The following is a 19,441-nucleotide window of genomic DNA, read 5'->3' on the forward strand; positions in this document are numbered from 1 at the left end:
CTTTAACGCCCGCCGCGCTCAGCGACGATCTTCGGCGGGTAGGTCGCGAGAATGACCGAAGTCGTGACCGGACCGAAGCGCGCGAGCGCGTCGATCGCGGCCTCCAGTTGCGGCATTTCCTCGACCAGCAGACGCACGACGAAGCAATCCTCGCCCGTCACGCGATGCGCCTCTACGATCTCCGGCATCGCTTCGAAGGCGGCGAGACACGGCGTGATCTGCGCGTGCGTGGTGCGAATGCGAACCAGCGCGCCGATACTCCGTCCGACGAGTTTCGCGTCGATACGCGCCGTATAGCCCTGAATCACGCCTTGTTCTTCCAGTCGCCGGATACGCGCGGTGACCGCCGGTTGAGAGAGGCCGATCTGCTTGCCGATGTTGGTGTTCGTCTCGCGCGCGTTGTCCTGCAACGCTTCCAGAATCCGCCAGTCGAGGCGGTCGAGCGTCACCCGCTTAGGTTTCATTTGCATCTGTACCCGTTTTCCGTTGGATCGACGGTGATTCGCCGTTGTTTCATTCGGATCGGTATGGTGCCGGAATCGGCCGGGTTTTACACTGGTCCTTCGTTATTCATTGGAGATTCGCAGCGATGGACTATCCCGTTTTCGTGGTTCCGGGCATCGGCAATTCGGGGCCGGCGCACTGGCAGAGTCGCTGGCAAGCGGCGCATCCGGACTGGCGGCGGATGGAAATTCCGGACTGGGACGACCTGGAATGCGGCGAGTGGGTCGAAGCGATCGAGCGGCAGATCGGCGCGCTCGGGGAAGGCACCGTGATCGTCGCGCATAGTCTCGGCTGTCTCGCCGTCGCGCACTGGGCCGCGCGTCATGCGCCCAAGATTCGCGGCGCGTTGCTGGTCGCGGTTCCGGATCCGACGGCTGCGGCTTTCCCGGCGTCGTCGGCGCGTGGATTCACACCGTTGCCCGACGAGCGCTTGCCGTTCCCGAGCGTGATCGTGGCGAGCACGGACGACCCGTACGGCAGCGCGGATTACGCCCGGGCGCGCGCGAAAGCGTGGGGCAGCGAGTTCGTCGATGCCGGCGCGCACGGGCATCTGAACGGCGAGAGCGGTCTGGGAGATTGGGATGAGGGCATGCGGTTGCTACGGGCGCTGACCTATCGGTAGCCCAAACACAAGGACGCAAAAAAGCCCAGCAAACGTCGGCCGGGCAACTCATCGGGCAGACATCGAACTCCGCCCTTTGAGGGAGGTTCGAAATGGAGGTTCGAAACTCTGAGTGAAAGCATGGGCGGCGCGAACGGGCCGCCCGAAGTTGCGGATTAGTTGCCGAAGTAGACCGACTGCGCGTTCTGCGCGGAACCGGCGCGCGCCGATGAGCCGACCATCCCTGCGCGAGTGGCGGAACCCGCCGCCGATGCACCATCCGTCACGCCGCCATAACCGGTCGATTGTCCGCGTTGCGCGGCAAGACGCGCTTCTGCGGCCTGGACATCGGAGGGGTACGCGTTGGGATTGGCGGTGGCGGGGTTGTAGCCCGCTCCTTCGATCTGCACCAGGTCGGCGCGTACTTGCGCGCGCGTGACCGGCGCGTCGGACTGTGCGAACGACAGCACCGGCACGGTGAGCGCGGCGGCAAGGGCGACAGCTTGAATAAGCGATTTCATGATGACTACCTCCGGATTTTCTTTTAACCAGGAACGTCATATGGCGTTCAGTAATTAGAAGATTAGGCAGCCGATCGCTTTAAATTAAGCGTGTTGTGAGCAAGACATTGTTGTCGCTTTTCTGCGTAAACCCTTGGTAATCCAGGAGCGCGGTTTCATCGTTTCACCCAGGGCGCCATCGCCTGAAAAACGCCGTCGCGCCGCACCAGCGCGTGCAACAGCGCCGCCGCGAGATGCAGCACGATCAGCGCGAAGAAGCACAGCGCAAGCGTCTTGTGTGCGTCCCACAGCAGCGTGTGCAACGTGTTGCTATGCGGCAGGATCGGCGGCAGATGAATCCCGAACACGACAACCGGATAGTCGGCGGCGGACAGCATGCCCCATCCGATCAACGGCAGCGCGATCATCAAAATGTAGAACGCGAGATGCGACAGGTAAGCGGCCAGTTTCATCGGCGCGGGCATCGATGCGGGCAGCGGCGGCGCGCCGCGCGTCAGCCGCACGACCAGACGGATCAGCGCCAGCACGAGAATCGTGATGCCCAGCGGCTTGTGGATCGACACCAGCGAAAGGTAATCCGGCCGCACGGTGGACACCATCCCAACGCCGATAAACAGCATCGCCAGAATACAGACCGCCATGAGCCAGTGAAGCGCGCGCTGCAGCGGGGTGAAGCGTTTCAGCGTCGTCGGGGTCATGGCGTGGCTCCTCCCGGATGGCGCGGATAGTCCTTATCCTCGGCGGTGCGCCGGTTGAACGACACGGAATACGCGGCCGAACGCGCGGCGGGGAACGGGTCGTCCGAGACGTGGATGCCGGGCGGCAACACGGTGGGATCGAAGTTCAGATCGCGGCACGGACCGTCGGCCTCCGGCTCGATCGTCTTGACCACCAGCGTTCCCGCTTCGACCTTGCGCCGGTCTTGGCCCCAAGCGCGGCTCGGGTCGGCGGTCGGGTCGCCGGGATTGGCAACCGTGATGTCCAGAGTCCATTTTTGCGGCGCGCTTTGGACGCGCTGCGCGATGTCGGCGGCGAGGAAGTCCGCGCCACGCGTTTTCAACTGCGCGGCGGGAACGGCTTCGGGCGGCGCGGCGGGCACGAAGGACCAGCGCACGGCCTGATCTTCTCCGGCCGCATTGGTGAAAACGAAGCTATTGAGGCTGTTGTAGCGTTCCTGCGAGTAGGAACCGGTCCACGGCGCGCTGCCCGCCCACGCGACGAACGTGCCGAACTCGGGATGCGCGGCGGCGAAATTCTTCATGGCGTCCGGATCGCTCTTGTTGGCCGAAGCCTGCAGCAGCGCGTAGAAAGCCTGCGGTGTGGCAACCGGGAAAAAGGGCGCATCGATCATCGCCGAGCGCCATTCGCTGCCGTCCGGCGCGACGATGCGCAGGCTCAAGCCGCGCACGCGGACCGTGGCGTCGGGCGCGTGGGGATCGGCGGTAGCGAGGTTGAAACGTCCGGTGACGGGATACGAACCCGCCGCGAACATCGGCGCGCGCGAAAGGGCGACCGCCGCGCCGGTGGATTCGAAGCTGCCGGTAAAGCAGATGCCCTTCGCGTGATTGCGCCGGAAGCCGAGCGCCGCGCCGCCCGGCGGCGCAAGTCCGTTGACGATCTTCGCCGGCGTGAGGCGGCCCGGCGAGAGCCAGCCGGCGGTATAGGCGAACGCCGCGACCAGCACGCCCACGACGACAGCAATCGTCACCAGCGAACGGACAGGGGACGCGTTGGAAGTCGGTCTGTCGGCCATCGATCTCTCCCGATCAATGTATCGTCTGAATAGAAGTCCAGCAGGGTGGAGAGAATAGTGCCATCGATCGACCGACCGTGCTCGAAGGCGGCGCGGCGCGTGGCGTCACACCTTCACGGCTCGACCGCCTTGAACAGCCGGTTCTTGTCGAGCGTGGCTTGATCGAGCGGCGTTTCGTTGTCGTCCAGCGGCGGCGCGGCGTTACCGTCCTCCAGCGCGCGTCCGGTGTAGCGCCCGCGTGGCCGGATCACCTTGCCGACCCGAAGCTGCTCGATGCAATGCGCAAGCAGTCCCACGCTTCGAGCGGTCGCGAACAAAGCAAACGACGCATCGCGCGGCAAGGCGAGTTGCGCCGCCAACGCGGCCAGCGCGACGTCGATATTCGGCTTGAGACCAGTCAGCTCGACCACCTTGTCGATGAACGACGTGAGTTCGCGCGGCGGACTCAGTGCGTCGAGCAAGGCGGCCGCGCGCGGATCGCCGTCGGGATACAGATGATGCCCGAAGCCCGGAATAGGAATGGCCGATTGCAGATGATGCGCGACGACGTGCTCGGCACCGAGCCGTCCGACGTCGTCGAAGACGGCGCGCACGCGGCCCGAGGCGTCGCCGTGCAGCGGACCGGATAACGTCGCGAGACCGGTGAGCAGGCAACCGGGCAGCGATGCACCGGTCGACGCGGTAATTCTCGCCGCGAACGCCGAACTGGTGATTTCGTGATCGGCGATCAGCACCATCGCGCGGCGGATCAGTTCCGCGCCGTCGCGATTCTGGCCCCAGCCGAGCGCGAGCCGTTCGTGCGTGTTGCGCGCCGCCGCGTCATAGCGCGCGCCGAACGCCTGCGCGATGAGCGCGACCAGCCTGCCCGCCTCGACATGCAGCGCGCTGTCCGTGCGTCCGATGGTCGAATGGCCGTTCGCCGTGAGCGCCGCCAGCGACATGAATGCGCATTGCCGGCCGCGCTCGTCGCCGTATAGCGGGAGATCGCCGGTATCGAAGGAAACGGGCGCGTTCGCGTTCCACAGCAAGGTCGCCACGTCTTCGAGCGTCGCGGTGTCGGCAAGCCGGATACTGTCGCGCCCGCGAAAATACGGGCGGCCCTTCGAGAACGTGGTGATGCTGCTGTAAATGCATGGTTCCGCGCCGAAGATCGTCCCGGCGGCGAGCGCCTCGCGCTTGCGTCCGACCTGCTTTTTGCGGCACAGACCGGCAACGTCCTCCGCGCGATACAGGCTCTTGCGCGTGTCGTGCGGGTCCGGCATGACCGCGATGTTGCCGCGGCTCACGTAGGCGTAGACGGTTTGCGCTTGCACGCCGAGTTGTCGGGCTGCTTCGGTCAGCGTGATCCAGTTTCGCATGGGATGGCAGGCAAGGTGATGCTGCAAAATCGAGCGTCAATATTGACGTCTTTTCACGTAAAAGTCATCTCGGCGGGACGGCGCTCCAGAATCTCGACGAGGATGTCGCCAGGGGATCGCACGAAGCAGGCCCGCACGCCCGGGCGCACTTGCTTGACCGCCTCGACGATCTCCGCGTCGCAGCGCTGCAGATGCGCGAACGCTGCATCGAGATCGTCCACGAGCACGCCGAAATGATCGATACCCTGCTTGCGCGCGCCGTCGGCCCGCACGGTTTGCGCGTCCGGCAGCGGCGTGATGAACAGATTGATCGCGCCGATCCGCAAGTCCACGCGCCCCGGCCGGCGCACGATTTCCGCGTTCAGGCAGCGCGCGAACCACGCGGCGGTCGCTTCGGCATCCGCCGAGCACAGTTGCAGATGATCCCACTTGAATTCAATCATTCGATATCACCGGAAAGGTCGAAGGCGTCACAGTTCGATGCGGGAAAGTTTCCCCAGCAGCACGGAGTAAGAGAGCGTTCCGACGAGACAGATCGCGCCCATCAGGTTCAGCGCCCAGTAGAAGTGGCCGGTGTGATGCGTGATGTAGCCGATCATCAGCGGCGTGGTCACCGCCGCGATATTGGCCGCGAGGCTCGTGATGCTGCTGGTCAGTCCCACGTATTGCCGCGGCGCGATTTCGGAGACGGCCGCCCACGACATCGACCCGACGCCCTGCGCGAAGAACGCAACGGTCAGAATGACGATCACCAGTTCGTTCGATTCGACGAAATTCACGAGCACGATCGACGCGCCGAGCAGTGTCCCGATGATGAGCGGCGCCTTGCGCGCCGTCGAAATCGACACGCCGCGCCGGATGAAGAAGTCCGACAAAAACCCGGCGGAGAGAATGCCGATCGTCGCGCCGATAAAAGGCAGCGCCTGGAAGATGCCGACCTTGATCATCGACATGTGGCGGGCTTCGATCAGATACGTCATGAACCACGTAGTGAAGAAAACCAGCAGCGTGTTGTTGCAGAATTTCCCGAGGCAGATAGCGAGAATCTGGCGGTATTTGAGCAGCTTGAGCGCCATTCGCCAGTCGAATTTCTCGCGCGGCTTGCGCGTCCCCGTCGCGCCTTCGTTGATGTATCGAAGCTCGGCGGCGTTTGCGCCCGGATGCTGGTGCGGATCGCGATAGACGCGATACCAGAGCAGGCTGAACAGAATGCCGAAGGCGCCCGTCACGTAGAACACCGAACGCCAGCCATATGACGCGGAGATCCACAGCAGCAAGCCGGTAAACAGCGGCGTGCCGATGTATTGCCCCATCACGTAGACGCTGGTCGCGAAGCCGCGTTCGCGCGCGGGAAACCATAACGTGACCGCGCGCGCATTCGATGGAAACGCCGGCGCTTCCAGCGCGCCGATGGCGAGCCGCGAGCCGAGCAGCATGTGATAACCGTTCGCGAAACCTTGCGTCAGCGTGGCGAACGACCAACCGACGAGCGACAGCGCGTAAGCGATGCGCGAGCCGAGAATGTCGGTGAGCACGCCGCCTGGGACCAGCGCGATGGAATACGCGAGGCCGAACGCGGCGAACAGTTCGCCCATCTGCATCTTGTCGAGCGAGAGGCTCTTGGACAGACCGGGCGCGACGATACCGAGCGCCGAGCGATCCACGTAGTTGAGAATGGTGGCCGTGAGCAGCATCGAGAGCACGACGTACCGCACTCGGGAGCGCTTCGTGGTATCCGCGTAAGCCGGGTTTTGCGCCGGCAGGGTGTGTTCCTCTACGACTTTCATCGGTGTCTCCAGAACAGTAGCCTTTTATTATTTTTTTATTCGGCGAAAAGAATTTAGCCGCGGCCGACGAACGGCATGGACGTCGCCATGATCGTCATGTTGAGCACGTTGGCATCGAGCGGAAGGTTCGCCATATGCACGACCGCGTTCGCCACGTGCGTCACGTCCATGCGTGCTTCGGGCGCCATCCGTCCGTCCGCCTGAAGCACGCCGCGATTCATGCGCTCGGTCAGCGGTGTCGCCGCGTTGCCGATATCGATCTGCCCGCACGCGATGTTGTACGCGCGGCCGTCCAGCGCGATCGATTTCGTGATGCCGGTGACCGCGTGCTTCGTCGCCGAATAGGCGATCGTGTTCGGCCTCGGCGAGTGCGCCGAGATCGAGCCGTTGTTGATGATCCGGCCGCCTTGAGGCGTCTGCGATTTCATCAAGCGATACGCCGCCCGCGCGCAGAGAAAAACGCCGGTGAGGTTGGTCGCGACCACGTCGTTCCAGAAATCGACGTCGTAGTCTTCGAGCGGGACCGCGCCCGCATTGCGGCCCGCGTTGTTGAACAGCACATCGAGGCGGCCGAAGGTTTCAGCGATCTGCGAAAACGCGCGATCGACCGAAGCCGCGTCGGCGACGTCCGCCTGGAAGACCTGCGCTTCGCCGCCGGCCTGGCCGATGGCTTCTTTCGTTTCCAGGAGCGGCTCGGCGCGGCGGCCGATCAGCGCGACCGCGAATCCAGCGTTGGCGAGCGCGACAGCGGCGCTGCGGCCGATGCCGGAACCGGCGCCCGTGACGGCTGCGAATTTCTTCGATGCAGGCATCTCACTTCCTCTTCACATGTCATTGAACATGGAAGCAGAGTTGCATCCGGCCGATGCGTTGAGCAATCTTGATTTGTTGAATCAACATCCGAGCGCTTTGCTGGCGGGAGCCGCCTAGGGTTTTCCTGATGTGCGCATGTACGCCAGCCGGGCGCGTTGGAGCCATTGCACGCCGATAAGTTGATTCAATCAATCAATATTGACGCTTCTGTCCGCGGTTTCGTAGTCTCTCGACACCACTCGATCAAAGGAAAAACCATGTCGGACAATAAACGCACGAAGCTGCTGGTTGCGCGCAAGGTTCCCACTGCTGTGGCGAATCGCGCCGAGGCTGAATTCCACGCGTTCGTCACCGAGTCCGATATGGATTCGTGGTCGGTCGTCGATTTCTGCAAGAAGCATGACGTGCCGGCTGTGCTGATCGGCAAGAAGTCCGGTTTGCAGGCGGAGCACATTGCCGCGCTGCCTTCGACCGTCAAGATCATCGCGAACGCGAGCGCGGGTTTCGATCACATGGACGTCGCCGCTGCCCGCGAGCGCGGTATCGCGGTCACGAACGCGCCGGACGCGCTGACCGAATGCACCGCCGATTTCTCGATGCTGCTCGTGCTCGCGGCATGCCGCCGCGCGTCGGAATACGAGCGAATCATGCGCAACGGCTGGGGAAAATCGTTCGGCATGACCGAGATGCTGGGGACGCGCGTGAACGGCAAGACCCTTGGTATCGTCGGATTCGGGCGGATCGGGCGGGCGGTGGCGAAGCGTGCTCAGGGTTTCGGCATGCGCGTGATCTACACGGACATCCGCCGCGCCGATCCCGCGCTTGAACAAGGCGCGACGTTTTATCCGAGCCTCGACGCGATGCTGCCACATTCGCAAGTGCTCACGCTGCATGTGCCGGGCGGCGGAGTCCCGCTCATGTCGACAAGCGAGTTCGCGCGCTTGCCGAAGGGCTCGGTATTCGTCAATGCGGCGCGTGGCGGTCTCGTGGATGAAGATGCGCTCTATGCCGCGCTGACTTCAGGGCATCTGTTCAGCGCGGGGCTGGACGTGTATCACGGCGAGCCGAATGTCGATAAGCGTTTCGCGCAACTCGACAACGTCTTCCTCACGCCGCATATGGCGAGCGCCACGATGGAGACGCGCGACCAGATGGGTTTGACGGCGCTGGACAATGTCGCGGCGGTTCTGGATGGAAGGCCCGCGTTGAATCCGGTGTGAGTCGCGGTCTGGCGCGGCGCGACGATTACATCCGATGTAATTGGCGCGCCGCGCGGCCGCTTCTACTCTCTGGTTGTCGCGCCACTGCTCCGGTGGCGCTCATCACCAGAGAGATACCATGTCAAACGTCCGTGCCTATCCCGTCTACACCGTCGAAACCGCCCCCGCACAATCGAAGCCCGTTCTGCAGCAATTACAGCAGACGTTCGGACTCGTTCCGAATATCGCGGGCGCGATGGCCGCTTCGCCGGTGCTCATCAACGGCTTCATCGGCCTGTTCGAGCGCGTGCATGCGAGCAGTCTGACCGAGCAGCAGATCCAGACCTTGTTGCTGACCAACGCCGTCACGAACGCGAGCGCGTGGGCCGTCGCGTTTCATACCGCGCTTGCGTTGAAGCAAGGCGTAAGTTCCGCCGATGTGCAAGCAATCCGCTCCGGCCGCTCGCCCAACGACGCAGACCTCGCCGCATTCTCGACGCTCGCGCGCACGCTGATCGAAAAGCGCGGGCATGTAGATCAATCCGACCAGCAGCGCTTCCTCGATGCCGGATTCAGCGCCGAGCAGATACTCGAAGTGATCGCGGTGGTGGCGGCATCGACCATCACGAACTACACCGGCAGCGTGACCCTGCCGCCGCTCGAAGCGCCGTTCGAGGAATTCGTCTGGCATGCGCCCGCGCCGTGAGCCGGTAATATTCATCCGTCACGCGATGAAGGAGAGCCGATGAACCTCGCCAGTCCCGATCCAAACATGCCGCAAGGTGAACTCGGGCGTCTCCTGCGTTATTGGCGAGACGTTCGCGGCGTGAGTCAGCTCGATTTGTCGCTCGAAGCGGGCGTTTCGCAGCGGCAGATCAGCTTTATCGAAAGCGGGCGCAGCGTGCCGGGCCGCAACACCGTCCTGATTCTCGCGCAGACGCTCGACGTGCCGCTGCGCGAGCGCAATGCATTGATGCTCGCCGCTGGCTATGCGCCGGTTTATTCGGAGTCGCCGTGGAATGCCGAGGAGATGCAGAGCGTCGTTCGGGCGCTAGAGCGCGTCGTGGGTCAGCACGAACCGTTTCCGGCGATCGTGATGGATCGCCATTGGAACGTGCTGATGACGAATCAAGCCGCGCCGCGTTTTTTCGATCGCTTCATCGATATGGCGGCGCGCAAAGGTCCGCGCAACATGCTGCATCTGATCTTCGATCCTGACGGGATGCGTCCGTTCATCGACGATTGGGAGAGCGTCTCGCGCAGTTTGCTGCAGCGGGTGTATCGCGAATCGGTCGGGCAGGTGATCGACCGTGAGACCGGGTCTCTGCTCGACGCGTTGCTCGCGTATCCCGGCGTGCCGCGGGACTGGAAGGCGTATCGCGCGCCATCGTCCACGATGCCGGTCGTTCCGCTCGGCTTCGTGCTCGACGGCGTGGTGCTTCGCTATTTTTCGATGGTGACGAGCGTCGGCACGCCGCAAACCGTCGCCGCGCAGGAACTGCGTCTGGAATGCATGTTCCCCGCCGACGATGCCACCGAAGCGCGCCACCGCCAACTGCTCGCGGCGCATTCGGACTAGCGTCCGGCTTCAGCCTAGCGCGTCGCAATGTTCCTCGACGAACAGCGCGAGATCGAGCGAATGCTGACGAACCAGAATTTCCGCGAGGTCGGGATCGCGCTTTTCCAGCGCGACGATGATCTGATCGTGATCCGACATGGAGCGCGATGCGCGGTCGCTTTGCGTGATCGTGATTTTCCGGATCGCGCGCACGTGGGCGAAGATATTCGAAAGCGTCTCGAAGATCATCGTCGATTTCGACAGCCGCACCACCGCTTCGTGAAACGCGATATTCGAGTCGGAATAGTTCGCGATATCGTCGGCGGGGGACACGTCATGGAACGAATCGAACATCGTGCGCAGGGACGCGATTTCCGCGTCGCTCGCGCGTTGCGTCGCGAGCCGCGCGGCCATGCTTTCGAGCGCGGCCCAAAGATGGATCATCTCGACGATCTCGCGCCGCGTCTTGCGCAGAATATAGACGCCGCGACGCGGCACGGTCTTGAGAAAACCCTCTTGTTCGAGCAGCGTGATTGCCTGGCGGATCGGCGTGCGGGAGACGCCGAGCGCCATCGTCAGCTTGCGTTCGTCGAGCCGGATTTCTTCCTGCGAGCCGTAGATATCCGCATCGGCGATGGCCTGGCGCAACTTCGCGTAGGCCTGCTTGCGCAGCGGCTCGGTGGCGTCGATCGGCGCGATCCGGCTTGTAATGTCGAAGCTGGAAAGATCCGCCAGCCCGGTAAATAACTCAGCCACGTTGCGTTCCCGAAAGTAAATCCCGTTGATCCTTGCGGTCCTGAGTCCCTTGCCTTATCCGCGCTGACAGACCTTTAGCGGCCCGACGAAGCGGGGCGTTCGGCCATCGCGACGAACGGCGCGCCGTCCACCACGGCATGCGTGTTGTCGATCCAGCGCTTTCTCATCGGCGCGAGGATGAACTTGGCCGACACCGCCGCTGCAATCGAGACGACCGCCGCGCAGATGAACACCGAGTTCCAGCCGCCGTTGGCCGACAGGATCGAGGCGAGCGGCACGAGCATCGACGCCGTGCCCTTCGCCGTGTACAGCGTTCCCGCGTTGGCCGCCGCGTACTTGCTGCCGAACGTGTCTGCGCAGGTCGCCGGGAAGATCGAGAAGATTTCGCCCCAGCACAGGAAGATCATCGCGGCGAAGAACATGAACGCATACGGGTTGTGTCCGAACGCCATCAGGCCGAGCAGCGCCGCGCCTTCACCGAGAAAGATCACGAACATCGTGTTCTCGCGGCCGAACCGGTCCGAGAGAAAGCCGCACAGAGGGCGCGTGAAGCCGTTGCACAGGTTGTCGATGGACAGCGTCATCGTGAGCAGCGGCAACGTGACGCCGAGGAGCGACATCGGCATGTTGGCGAAGCCGAATTCCTTCGCAATCGGACCGAGTTGCGCGGTCGCGATGATGCCGCCCGCCGCGACGAACACGAACATGAAGTAGATCACCCAGAAGAGCGGCGCGCGCACCATCTGGTTGGTCGTGTAGTCGATCTTGGTCGAGACCAGGCGTTTGGGCAGCACGATGTTTTTCGGCGGCGTCGGACGCACGAGGAACAGCGCCAGCGCGAAGATGCAGACGCCTTGCAGGATGCCGAAGAACATGAACGTGTGCTCGTAGCCCGAGCGCTGGATCATGTTCGCGATCGGGATCACCGTGACGGCGGCACCCGCGCCGAAGCCGGCGGCGGTCAGGCCGGCGGCGAGACCGCGCTTGTCCGGGAACCACTTCAGCGCATTGCCGACGCAGGTGCCGTATACGCAGCCCGCGCCGATGCCGGCCACGACCGCCGCAATATACAGATGCACGAGACTGGTTGCGTGCGCGTCGATCATCCATCCCAGCGCCGCGCAAATCGAGCCGCCGATCACAACCGGACGCGGCCCGAATTTATCGACGAGCCAGCCTTCGATTGGCACGAGCCACGTTTCGGTCACGATGAAAATCGTGAAGGCCGTTTGAATCGCGGCCTGTCCCCAATGATGCTTGGCATCCATGGGAACGACGAACAGCGTCCACGCGTATTGCAGGTTCGCGACGAGACCCATGCACAGAATGCCGATCGCGAGCTGAGCCCAGCGATTGCGTTCGCGTACGGGTTGTACGGGCGTTGATAGGGATGAATTTGCCATGTCTTGTCTCCGTTCATATTTTTGGCGCTCGTCTGGCGCCTTTTCGAAATTCAGTCGATCTCTGTGACAAAGCTCCTTTGTTCTGAGGGCCGGCGCGTGCGTTCCGATCGGCACGGTCGTGCTTTCGTAAGGTGCTTCATAACGCGGTCCGCTGTCGATACTGGCTTACGCTGACGGCTTGGGCTCCAGTTCCGCGAGACGCTTGCGCAACGCGCGTTCTTCGTTGAAACGGGTCGTTTCGTCGCGGATCACGGCGACAATGCCGCTCACCGCGCCTTCGTCCGAATGCAGCAGCGCGACCGTGAAAGCGATCGACATCGCGTGGCCGTCCTGATGCACGGCGGGCACGCGCAGCACGTCATGGCCGTAGCGCGTTTCGCCGGTTTTCATGGTCTTTTCGTAGCCGCTCCAGTGACGGCCGCGCAAACGTTCGGGGATGATGATGTCGAGCGATTGCCCGAGCGCCGCGTCTTGCGCGAAGCCGAACATGCGCTCGGCGGCGGGGTTCCAATAAGTGATCGCGCCGTTCGGGTCGGAGATGACGATGGCGTCGCCTATCGCACCGGCGAGTTGTTCGAAATCGATCGCGCCTTGCAGGGAACTGTTGTCGTTCATCGTATTCGGGCTATTCGATTGTGGGCGTTCGAACCTGCCGCGCGCCGCCGGGGAAGGGCGGCGCGCGGCACGCGCGTCAGACGGCCTGCGACTCGTGCAAGTGGGCGATTTGCTCGCGGCTGTAGCCGAGGCTCGCAAGCACTTCGTCGGTGTGCTCGCCCAGCAGCGGCGATGCGGTCACTTCCGGCTTCATGTCGGAGAACTTGATCGGGCTGCCCACCGTCAGGTACGTGCCGCGTTCCTTGTGCGGCACTTCGGTGATCGTGCCGCTTTCGCGCAACGACGGATCGTTGGCGATCTCCTTCATGCTCAAGACGGGCGAGCACGGAATATCGAACTTGCGCAGGATGTCCACAGCCTCGAACTTGGTCTTGTCGGCGAGCCATTCCTCGATGGTCTTGAAGATTTCGAAGATGTGCGGCTGACGGGCCTGAGCCGTGGCATAAAGCGGGTCCTCAATCCATTCCGGCTTGCCGAGCGCGCGGCAGATCGGCGCCCAGGCGTGGCCCTGGATCGTGAAATAGATATACGCGTTCGGGTCCGTTTCCCAGCCCTTGCACTTCAGCACCCAGCCCGGCTGACCGCCGCCGCCCGCATTGCCGCCGCGCGGCACGACGTCGCTGAACGTGCCGTGCGGATATTGCGGATACTCTTCGAGGAAGCCGAGGCGGTCGAGCCGCTGCTGATCGCGCAGTTTCACGCGGCACAGGTTCAGCACGCTGTCCTGCATCGAAACCGCGACTTTCTGGCCCTTGCCGGTTTTCTGGCGGCCCATCAGCGCCGTGAGAATGCCGATGGCGAGGTGCATGCCGGTGTTGCTGTCGCCGAGCGCGGCGGCGCTGACGGTCGGCGGGCCGTCCCAGAAACCCGTGGTCGATGCCGCGCCGCCCGCGCATTGCGCGACGTTTTCATAGACTTTGAGGTCATCGTAATGGTGGCCATCGCTGAAGCCTTTCACCGATGCCACGATCATCTTCGGGTTCAGTTCCTTCAGGCGTTCCCACGAAAAACCCATGCGATCCAGCGCGCCCGGACCGAAGTTTTCGACCAGTACGTCCGATTCCTTGATGAGCTTTTCCAGCACTTCCTTGCCTTCCGGCTTCTTCGTGTCGAGCGTGAGCGAACGCTTGTTGCTGTTGAGCATGGTGAAATACAGCGCATCGACGTCGGGAATATCGCGCAACTGCGTGCGCGTCACGTCGCCCGAGCCCGGCCGTTCCACCTTGATGACGTCTGCGCCGAACCACGCGAGTAACTGCGTGCAGGCAGGTCCCGCCTGAACGTGCGTGAAATCGATGATCTTGATTCCTTCGAGCGGCTTGCTCATGGTGTCTGTCTCCTGAATGGCTTTGGTTGGTGTGGACATCAAGCAGCGCGCCGGCGGACCGGCGCCATCTTCGTTTTCGAGTTCGTTACTTGTACATCGTCTGCGCCATGGTTCCGGGCGCGTAGACCGACGGATCGACCCAGATATTGATGACCGCGCTCTTACGCGTTTTCTGCAAGGATTCACGCGCACGCTGCAACGCGCCGGCGATCATCGACGGATCGCGCACTTCCTCGCCGTAGCCGCCGAGCATTTCCGCGAACTTGCCGTAGGGCACATCCGACAGCAGATTGCCGACGTTGCCGCGCTCGTCGCCGTACTTCGCCAACTGGCCGTAGCGGATCTGGTTCATCGCCGAGTTATTGCCGATCACCGCGATGTACGGCACGCCGAAGCGGTTCGCCGTTTCCATGTCGAAGGACGTCATGCTGAACGCGCCGTCGCCGTAGTAGCAGAGCACTTCTTTTTCCGGATTCGCCAAGCCCGCCGCCACCGCGAAACCCGTGCCGACACCCAACGAACCGAGCGCGCCCGGGTCCATCCACTGCCCCGGACGACGCGGCCGCACGGCTTGCGCGGAGATCGTCACGACGTCGCCGCCGTCGCCGATGTAGATCGTGTCGTCGGCGAGGAATTCGTTGATCTCGTAAGCGACGCGATACGGATGAATCGGGCTGCTGTCGGATTTGAAGAGCGGCATCAGCTTGGCGGTTGCAACTTCTTCGGCACCGGCCAGATCGCGCATCCACGATTGACGCGCCTGACGCTTGTCGTTCTTCAGACGGCTGTTCGCGGCGTTCAACACCGCGCCGAGGATCGCGCCCGGATCGCCGACGAGGCCCAGATCGATATCGCGATTCTTGCCGACCGTGCGGTAATCCATGTCGATCTGCACCAGCTTCAAGTCCTTGCTGATGCGCTTGCCGTAACCCATCCGGAAGTCGAACGGCGTCCCGACGATCACGATCACATCGGCCTTCGCAAAGGCTTGCGAGCGCGTGCGGTCGAAGTGATGCGGATCGCCCGGCGGCAGCAAACCGCGGCTCGCGCCATTGAAATAGCCGGGGATATCGAGCCCGCGCAGCAGCGCGATCGCTTCTTCGTGACCGCGCGCGGTCCAGACTTGCTGGCCGAAGAGAATCGCCGGACGTTCGGCGTTCACCAGCAGATCGGCCAGCGCTTCGATCGCCTGCGGATCGCCGATCGATTTGGTCGACGCGCGATAACGGCCCGGCTGCGGAATGACCGCCTTGGACTCGTCGATTTCACGGTCGAGCACGTCGCGCGGGATCTCGAGGTAAGCCGGACCGGGCGCGCCGTTGAAGGCTTCGCGCGCGGCCATCGAGATCATGTCGGCGATGCGTTCGGTGGACGGGATGTTGGCCGAGAACTTGGTGATCGGCGCCATCATGTCGACGTGCGGCAGGTCTTGCAGCGATCCCATCTTGTGTTGCGTGAGCGCGCCCTGGCCGCCGATATGGATGATCGGGCTTTCCGAGCGGAAAGCCGTGGCGACGCCGGTGACGGCGTTCGTGCAGCCGGGGCCGGCGGTAGTGACGACGCAGCCGAGCTTGCCGGTCTGGCGCGCATAGCCGTCGGCGGCGTGGGCGGCGACTTGCTCGTGACGGAAGTCGATGATGCGGATGCCTTCATCGACGCAGCCGTCGTAGATATCGATGATGTGGCCGCCGCACAGCGTGAAGATGGTATCGACGCCTTCGTTCTTAAGGGCACGGGCGACCAGATGGCCGCCCGAGACGATGCCGGCGCCGCGGGATTTCTGCTTCAGGGTGTCGTCGGCCGTGGTGCTTCCGTGGGCGGCACTCTGGTCGACGGGGGGGCGGCTGCTGACGACTTCGGACATGGTGTCTCCAAGTGAAAGGACGTTGTTCTTGTGATATACAATATTCCATACACGATATTTGTCAACGCGGTTAACCCGAATTAAGTGCTGGAGCCTTGCTGGGCGGGCCTCTCGGCTCGACGGAACGCGTGCGAGATGACACAAAGCGCGCTTGCTGCAATGCACCAGTCAGCGTGCTCGTCCAACTCGGCAAAAAGAGAGGGCCGCGAACGAAAACAGGCCCGCTTGAAAGCGGGCCTGTTTTTTTGTCCATCGAAACGGAGAGAAAGCGACTTACTGGATGAGCCGCAATTCGCTCAACCCGCCCGCGATCTGTCCAAAGGTTTGCTGAAGCGTGGCGTTATCCGGCGCGTGGAAATAGTGATCCTTGTCGGTCGCGCAGGCGAGCATCGACTGCTGGGCGGCGCTGCTCGCGGAGTCCGAGCCGAACGTGATCGCGTAGATCGTGATGCCTTCCGCCTTGATCTTGTTGCAAAGTGCGAGCTGGAAGGTGTTCAGGTCGTCCGTGTAGCCCGCGCCGCTCGCGCTCGAATCCGTCGGACTGTTATTGTGCAGTTCCGCCGAATCGATCCGGCCGTTCGCGAGCGTGGTGCCGTTCGTTCGCGTCACGGTCGGCACCGGCAGCGTCGCATTGCCGATCCCGCTCAGGCCGTTGTAGTACACCCCGTTCGGGAACGTGTTGGTGCCGCTGACCTGGTTCTGGCCGTCGGTCAGGATAATCAGGATCCGCTTCAAACCGACCGTGCTGGTCGGGTAGGGAAGCGTCGTGCTGCCCCAGCCGGTCGTCCCCGCCCAGTCCGGCGACAGCATGCGCCAGCCCCACAAGAGACCGAGCGGAATGATGGTCGAACCCGCCGCGGACATCCCGTTGATCGCCGTATTGAGGGCCTTCTGATCCGAGCTCAGGAACACTACGCGCTGCGAAATGCAGTTCTGGTTCTGCGTGTAGGTGGCCGTTGGGCTCGTGCTGCGCTGCGCCCAAAGCCGCGTCAGACCCGAACCCGCATCGCCACCGTAGATGTTGCCGCTCTCGCCGCTCGGGTTCGGTCCGCCGTTCGAGCCGATCGTAAAGGGCACCTGGGCGACGGTGCTGGTCGACGTGGCGGCCGCCACGCAGTTTTTCAGCGACACACTTGAACTCGAGTTCGCACAGGTCGCGACCGTCATCCCGCTGGACGGTACGTTGTAGTAGTACTTCTTGAAGAGCTTCGCGCTCGGCTGATAAGTCTGGATATCGAGGTTGCCGTTCGTTTCGTCAGGCTGCCCGCTGCTGTTCAGGCGCGGTTCGACCGCGCAACCGCTCCACGCGCTTTCGTCCACGTTCGTTGTGTTGAAACTCGGCAGCGCGCCGAACCAGTTGCTCGAACTCGCGATGCTTTTCACGTTGACCGTGCTCGCGAACGGCACGAGACCGATATACGCGTTACCGGCGGGCGCGGTCGAACCGGTGCCGAACATCAAGGTGACGAGCGTGCTCGCGGCGCTTTTCAAGCCGGCGATTTTCGTCGCGCCGCCGTTGCCGGTCGCGCTGCTGCCCATCGAGCCGGTGTTGTCGAGCGCCATCACGAGTTCGAGGTTCGTGCGGTTGCGGCGCAGCGTCTGGTTTTGCGCGGTGACCGTGTTCGACGCGATGGGCAGCAGTCCCGCCGACCACAGCGGCACGATGCCGCTGACCTGCGCGGTGGTGGTCTGGCCGGTGCCGAGCGAACCCGATACCGCGAGCTGAAAACTATCGGGTATCACCGAGCCGCCCACATAGTTGCTCGGCACGTTAGCCATCAGATACTGGTACGAGTTCGCCTTCCACGTGGTGAAGTCGGTGCCTTGCAGCGTGGGGTAGAGCGCGAGGTTGACGCCAGCGGAGATCATCGCGGCATCGAGCGCATTTTGCAGGCGCGCCTGCATCATGTGCGTGCGCATGAGGTCGAGGCCACCCAGCATGCACATCAGCATGAGGCCGAGGCTGACCGCGAAAAACGGCGTGACCGCGCCCCGTTCCGTGCGACGTTTGCGAGACGTTACGCGATGCGCGATGTGATGCGGGACGCCGGGGCGAGCGCGAGACAGCAGGGACATGACGGCGTCGATCAAAATGAACTCGGCAAAAATGAACTCAGGAAGTCACCAGCGTGACCGGGCCATTGCGCGGGCGGGCGTAGACGACCTGATAAACGATGATGGTTCCGGGCGCGTTCGACCAGAACGCGCCGGTCATCAGGTACGGGTTGAACCGGTAGAACACTTCCACGGCGATCATGGAGTCGCCGCTGAAGTACGGCCAGTTGGTCGGCAGCAGTCCGGACTGTAGGCGCGAATCCTGATTCGGACTGTTGCCGCCCGCGACTGCCGTGCGGCGTTGCCACATCAGCGCGGCGGCGCCGGCCGAGCCGATGCTGCCCTTGGCATCCGGGTTGGCGCAGTTATTCGAAGCCGTGTCGCACACCATGCTGACGATCACTTCGCCGCGATTGGCGAAGTCGAGCGGGCGCGAGATCACGTTCGCCGCGTACCAGTACGTACCGATGTTGTCGGCGCTCGACGTGCTGTTCACGTCGTTGATCGACGACTTCTGGCCGATCGTGTCGGCGAGTGTGAAGGCCACGCGCTCCGCGGCGCTCACGGTGCGGAGATACATGTAAAGCTCGGTGAAGCCGAGCATGACCAGCATCGCGAGCGGCAGGATGATAGCCATTTCGATGCCCGCGACGCCGTGGTCGGAGCGCCACGCACGGCGTACCGGCAGGTGCGTTACGCGCCTTTGACAGGCGCGGATAAAAGCGCGGATCATATTGAGGTCTCGTTCTGCACGATAAAGGTTCGGGTGAAGCTCAAGGACGGAATGCCGACAAGTTCCGGCATGCCGGTGAAGCTCGGCATCGTGATGGTGACGGTGTAGCTCACGACGTCGCCGTAGCCGCCGGTGCCGTTCACGCCCTGATCCGCGTCCCATACGCCGTTCTTGTTGATATCGACGAACGGATCGCCCTGCACGTAATGGCCGACATTGCCGACATCGGTGTACGGCTCCGCGCCGCCCGAGGTGACATACGACGGGTACGACTTGTTGGTGATGCTGAACGTGAGCGCGCGCGACGTCCATACCGACATCGTGCTTTTGATGGACGCGGCGACCGCGTCGGGCATCGACATGTTGGTCGGCGGCAGCGTCGTGATGCCTAGCCGAGACGCGCGCTGCACGGCCGTTTCGACGGTTGCATCGACGTAGAGATCGAGGCCCATCTCGATGATCCCCAGCGTGATGAAAACGAGCACCGGCGCGACGATCGCAAACTCGACGGCCGTCACGCCGCGATCGCACAGTGCGCGCCGGCCGTGGCGATCGCGTCGCGCCGGCGTGGTGAGAACGAGTGGGTTTCGCACG

General features: G+C 63.2%; 20 protein-coding genes. 4 read left to right on the forward strand and 16 right to left on the reverse strand.

Going from position 1 to position 19,441, the window contains the following annotated elements; all coding sequences use genetic code 11:
- Positions 1-2 precede the first annotated feature (2 nt).
- Positions 3-464, reverse strand: coding sequence for an Lrp/AsnC family transcriptional regulator (locus tag AC3D25_RS23145; RefSeq protein WP_488891062.1), 462 nt, complete (start codon positions 462-464; stop codon positions 3-5).
- Positions 465-589: 125 nt separating this feature from the next.
- Here AC3D25_RS23145 and AC3D25_RS23150 point away from each other — a divergent pair, with 125 nt between their 5' ends.
- Positions 590-1,126 carry an RBBP9/YdeN family alpha/beta hydrolase gene (locus AC3D25_RS23150; protein WP_488890806.1) on the forward strand — a complete coding sequence of 179 codons (537 nt, stop codon included), beginning with the start codon at positions 590-592 and terminating at the stop codon, positions 1,124-1,126.
- A 155-nt stretch (positions 1,127-1,281) separates the two neighbouring features.
- Here AC3D25_RS23150 and AC3D25_RS23155 read toward each other — a convergent pair whose 3' ends face one another.
- The 7 genes from AC3D25_RS23155 to AC3D25_RS23185 form a co-directional block, all read right to left on the reverse strand.
- Positions 1,282-1,626: a DUF4148 domain-containing protein gene (locus AC3D25_RS23155; protein WP_488890807.1), complete on the reverse strand. Its 345-nt coding sequence runs from the start codon at positions 1,624-1,626 to the stop codon at positions 1,282-1,284.
- 155 nt (positions 1,627-1,781) lie between these two features.
- A complete protein-coding gene (locus AC3D25_RS23160; protein WP_488890808.1) occupies positions 1,782-2,324 on the reverse strand; it encodes a cytochrome b in 543 nt (180 codons plus the stop codon).
- Entirely contained in the window at positions 2,321-3,379 is a 1,059-nt protein-coding gene (locus AC3D25_RS23165) for a catalase family peroxidase (RefSeq protein WP_488890809.1), read from the reverse strand. The genes AC3D25_RS23160 and AC3D25_RS23165 overlap by 4 nt, the downstream gene beginning before the upstream one ends.
- Before the next feature lie 113 nt (positions 3,380-3,492).
- Positions 3,493-4,737, reverse strand: a complete 1,245-nt coding sequence (locus AC3D25_RS23170) for a citrate synthase (RefSeq protein WP_488890810.1) — start codon at positions 4,735-4,737, stop codon at positions 3,493-3,495.
- Between the two features lie 53 nt (positions 4,738-4,790).
- A complete protein-coding gene (locus AC3D25_RS23175; RefSeq protein WP_488890811.1) occupies positions 4,791-5,180 on the reverse strand; it encodes a VOC family protein in 390 nt (129 codons plus the stop codon).
- A 27-nt stretch (positions 5,181-5,207) separates the two neighbouring features.
- The gene (locus AC3D25_RS23180; RefSeq protein WP_488890812.1) at positions 5,208-6,524 is read right to left on the reverse strand and encodes an MFS transporter; all 1,317 of its coding nucleotides are present in this window, start codon (positions 6,522-6,524) and stop codon (positions 5,208-5,210) included.
- Between the two features lie 53 nt (positions 6,525-6,577).
- Positions 6,578-7,336 (reverse strand): SDR family oxidoreductase, encoded by a 759-nt coding sequence (locus tag AC3D25_RS23185; RefSeq protein WP_488890813.1) that lies wholly within the window; start codon positions 7,334-7,336, stop codon positions 6,578-6,580.
- 258 nt (positions 7,337-7,594) lie between these two features.
- On the opposite strand from AC3D25_RS23185, the gene AC3D25_RS23190 reads away from it, so the two are divergent.
- From AC3D25_RS23190 to AC3D25_RS23200, 3 genes are all read left to right on the forward strand, one after another.
- Complete coding sequence (locus tag AC3D25_RS23190) at positions 7,595-8,557, forward strand: 2-hydroxyacid dehydrogenase (protein ID WP_488890814.1); 963 nt, start codon at positions 7,595-7,597, stop codon at positions 8,555-8,557.
- Between the two features lie 118 nt (positions 8,558-8,675).
- Positions 8,676-9,242 carry a carboxymuconolactone decarboxylase family protein gene (locus AC3D25_RS23195; RefSeq protein WP_488890815.1) on the forward strand — a complete coding sequence of 189 codons (567 nt, stop codon included), beginning with the start codon at positions 8,676-8,678 and terminating at the stop codon, positions 9,240-9,242.
- A 39-nt stretch (positions 9,243-9,281) separates the two neighbouring features.
- Complete coding sequence (locus tag AC3D25_RS23200) at positions 9,282-10,115, forward strand: helix-turn-helix transcriptional regulator (RefSeq protein ID WP_488890816.1); 834 nt, start codon at positions 9,282-9,284, stop codon at positions 10,113-10,115.
- 9 nt (positions 10,116-10,124) lie between these two features.
- Here the strand turns inward: AC3D25_RS23200 and AC3D25_RS23205 are convergent, their stop codons facing one another.
- The 8 genes from AC3D25_RS23205 to AC3D25_RS23240 all read right to left on the reverse strand — a co-directional run bounded on the left by AC3D25_RS23205 (position 10,125) and on the right by AC3D25_RS23240 (position 19,440).
- Positions 10,125-10,829, reverse strand: a complete 705-nt coding sequence (locus AC3D25_RS23205; RefSeq protein ID WP_488891063.1) for a GntR family transcriptional regulator — start codon at positions 10,827-10,829, stop codon at positions 10,125-10,127.
- 95 nt (positions 10,830-10,924) lie between these two features.
- Positions 10,925-12,253, reverse strand: coding sequence for an oxalate/formate MFS antiporter (gene oxlT / locus AC3D25_RS23210; protein ID WP_488890817.1), 1,329 nt, complete (start codon positions 12,251-12,253; stop codon positions 10,925-10,927).
- Positions 12,254-12,418: 165 nt separating this feature from the next.
- Positions 12,419-12,850 carry a PAS domain-containing protein gene (locus AC3D25_RS23215; RefSeq protein WP_488891064.1) on the reverse strand — a complete coding sequence of 144 codons (432 nt, stop codon included), beginning with the start codon at positions 12,848-12,850 and terminating at the stop codon, positions 12,419-12,421.
- A gap of 94 nt (positions 12,851-12,944) precedes the next feature.
- The gene (gene frc, locus AC3D25_RS23220) at positions 12,945-14,195 is read right to left on the reverse strand and encodes a formyl-CoA transferase (protein WP_488890818.1); all 1,251 of its coding nucleotides are present in this window, start codon (positions 14,193-14,195) and stop codon (positions 12,945-12,947) included.
- A gap of 85 nt (positions 14,196-14,280) precedes the next feature.
- Positions 14,281-16,059 carry a thiamine pyrophosphate-binding protein gene (locus tag AC3D25_RS23225; protein WP_488890819.1) on the reverse strand — a complete coding sequence of 593 codons (1,779 nt, stop codon included), beginning with the start codon at positions 16,057-16,059 and terminating at the stop codon, positions 14,281-14,283.
- 273 nt (positions 16,060-16,332) lie between these two features.
- Entirely contained in the window at positions 16,333-18,135 is a 1,803-nt protein-coding gene (locus tag AC3D25_RS23230; RefSeq protein WP_488890820.1) for a TadE/TadG family type IV pilus assembly protein, read from the reverse strand.
- A 37-nt stretch (positions 18,136-18,172) separates the two neighbouring features.
- Positions 18,173-18,751: a TadE/TadG family type IV pilus assembly protein gene (locus AC3D25_RS23235; RefSeq protein WP_488890821.1), complete on the reverse strand. Its 579-nt coding sequence runs from the start codon at positions 18,749-18,751 to the stop codon at positions 18,173-18,175.
- A 92-nt stretch (positions 18,752-18,843) separates the two neighbouring features.
- Positions 18,844-19,440: a TadE/TadG family type IV pilus assembly protein gene (locus AC3D25_RS23240; RefSeq protein WP_488890822.1), complete on the reverse strand. Its 597-nt coding sequence runs from the start codon at positions 19,438-19,440 to the stop codon at positions 18,844-18,846.
- Between the last annotated feature and the right edge of the window lies 1 nt (position 19,441).

The sequence above is a fragment of the Caballeronia sp. SL1002 genome, from assembly GCF_057814995.1.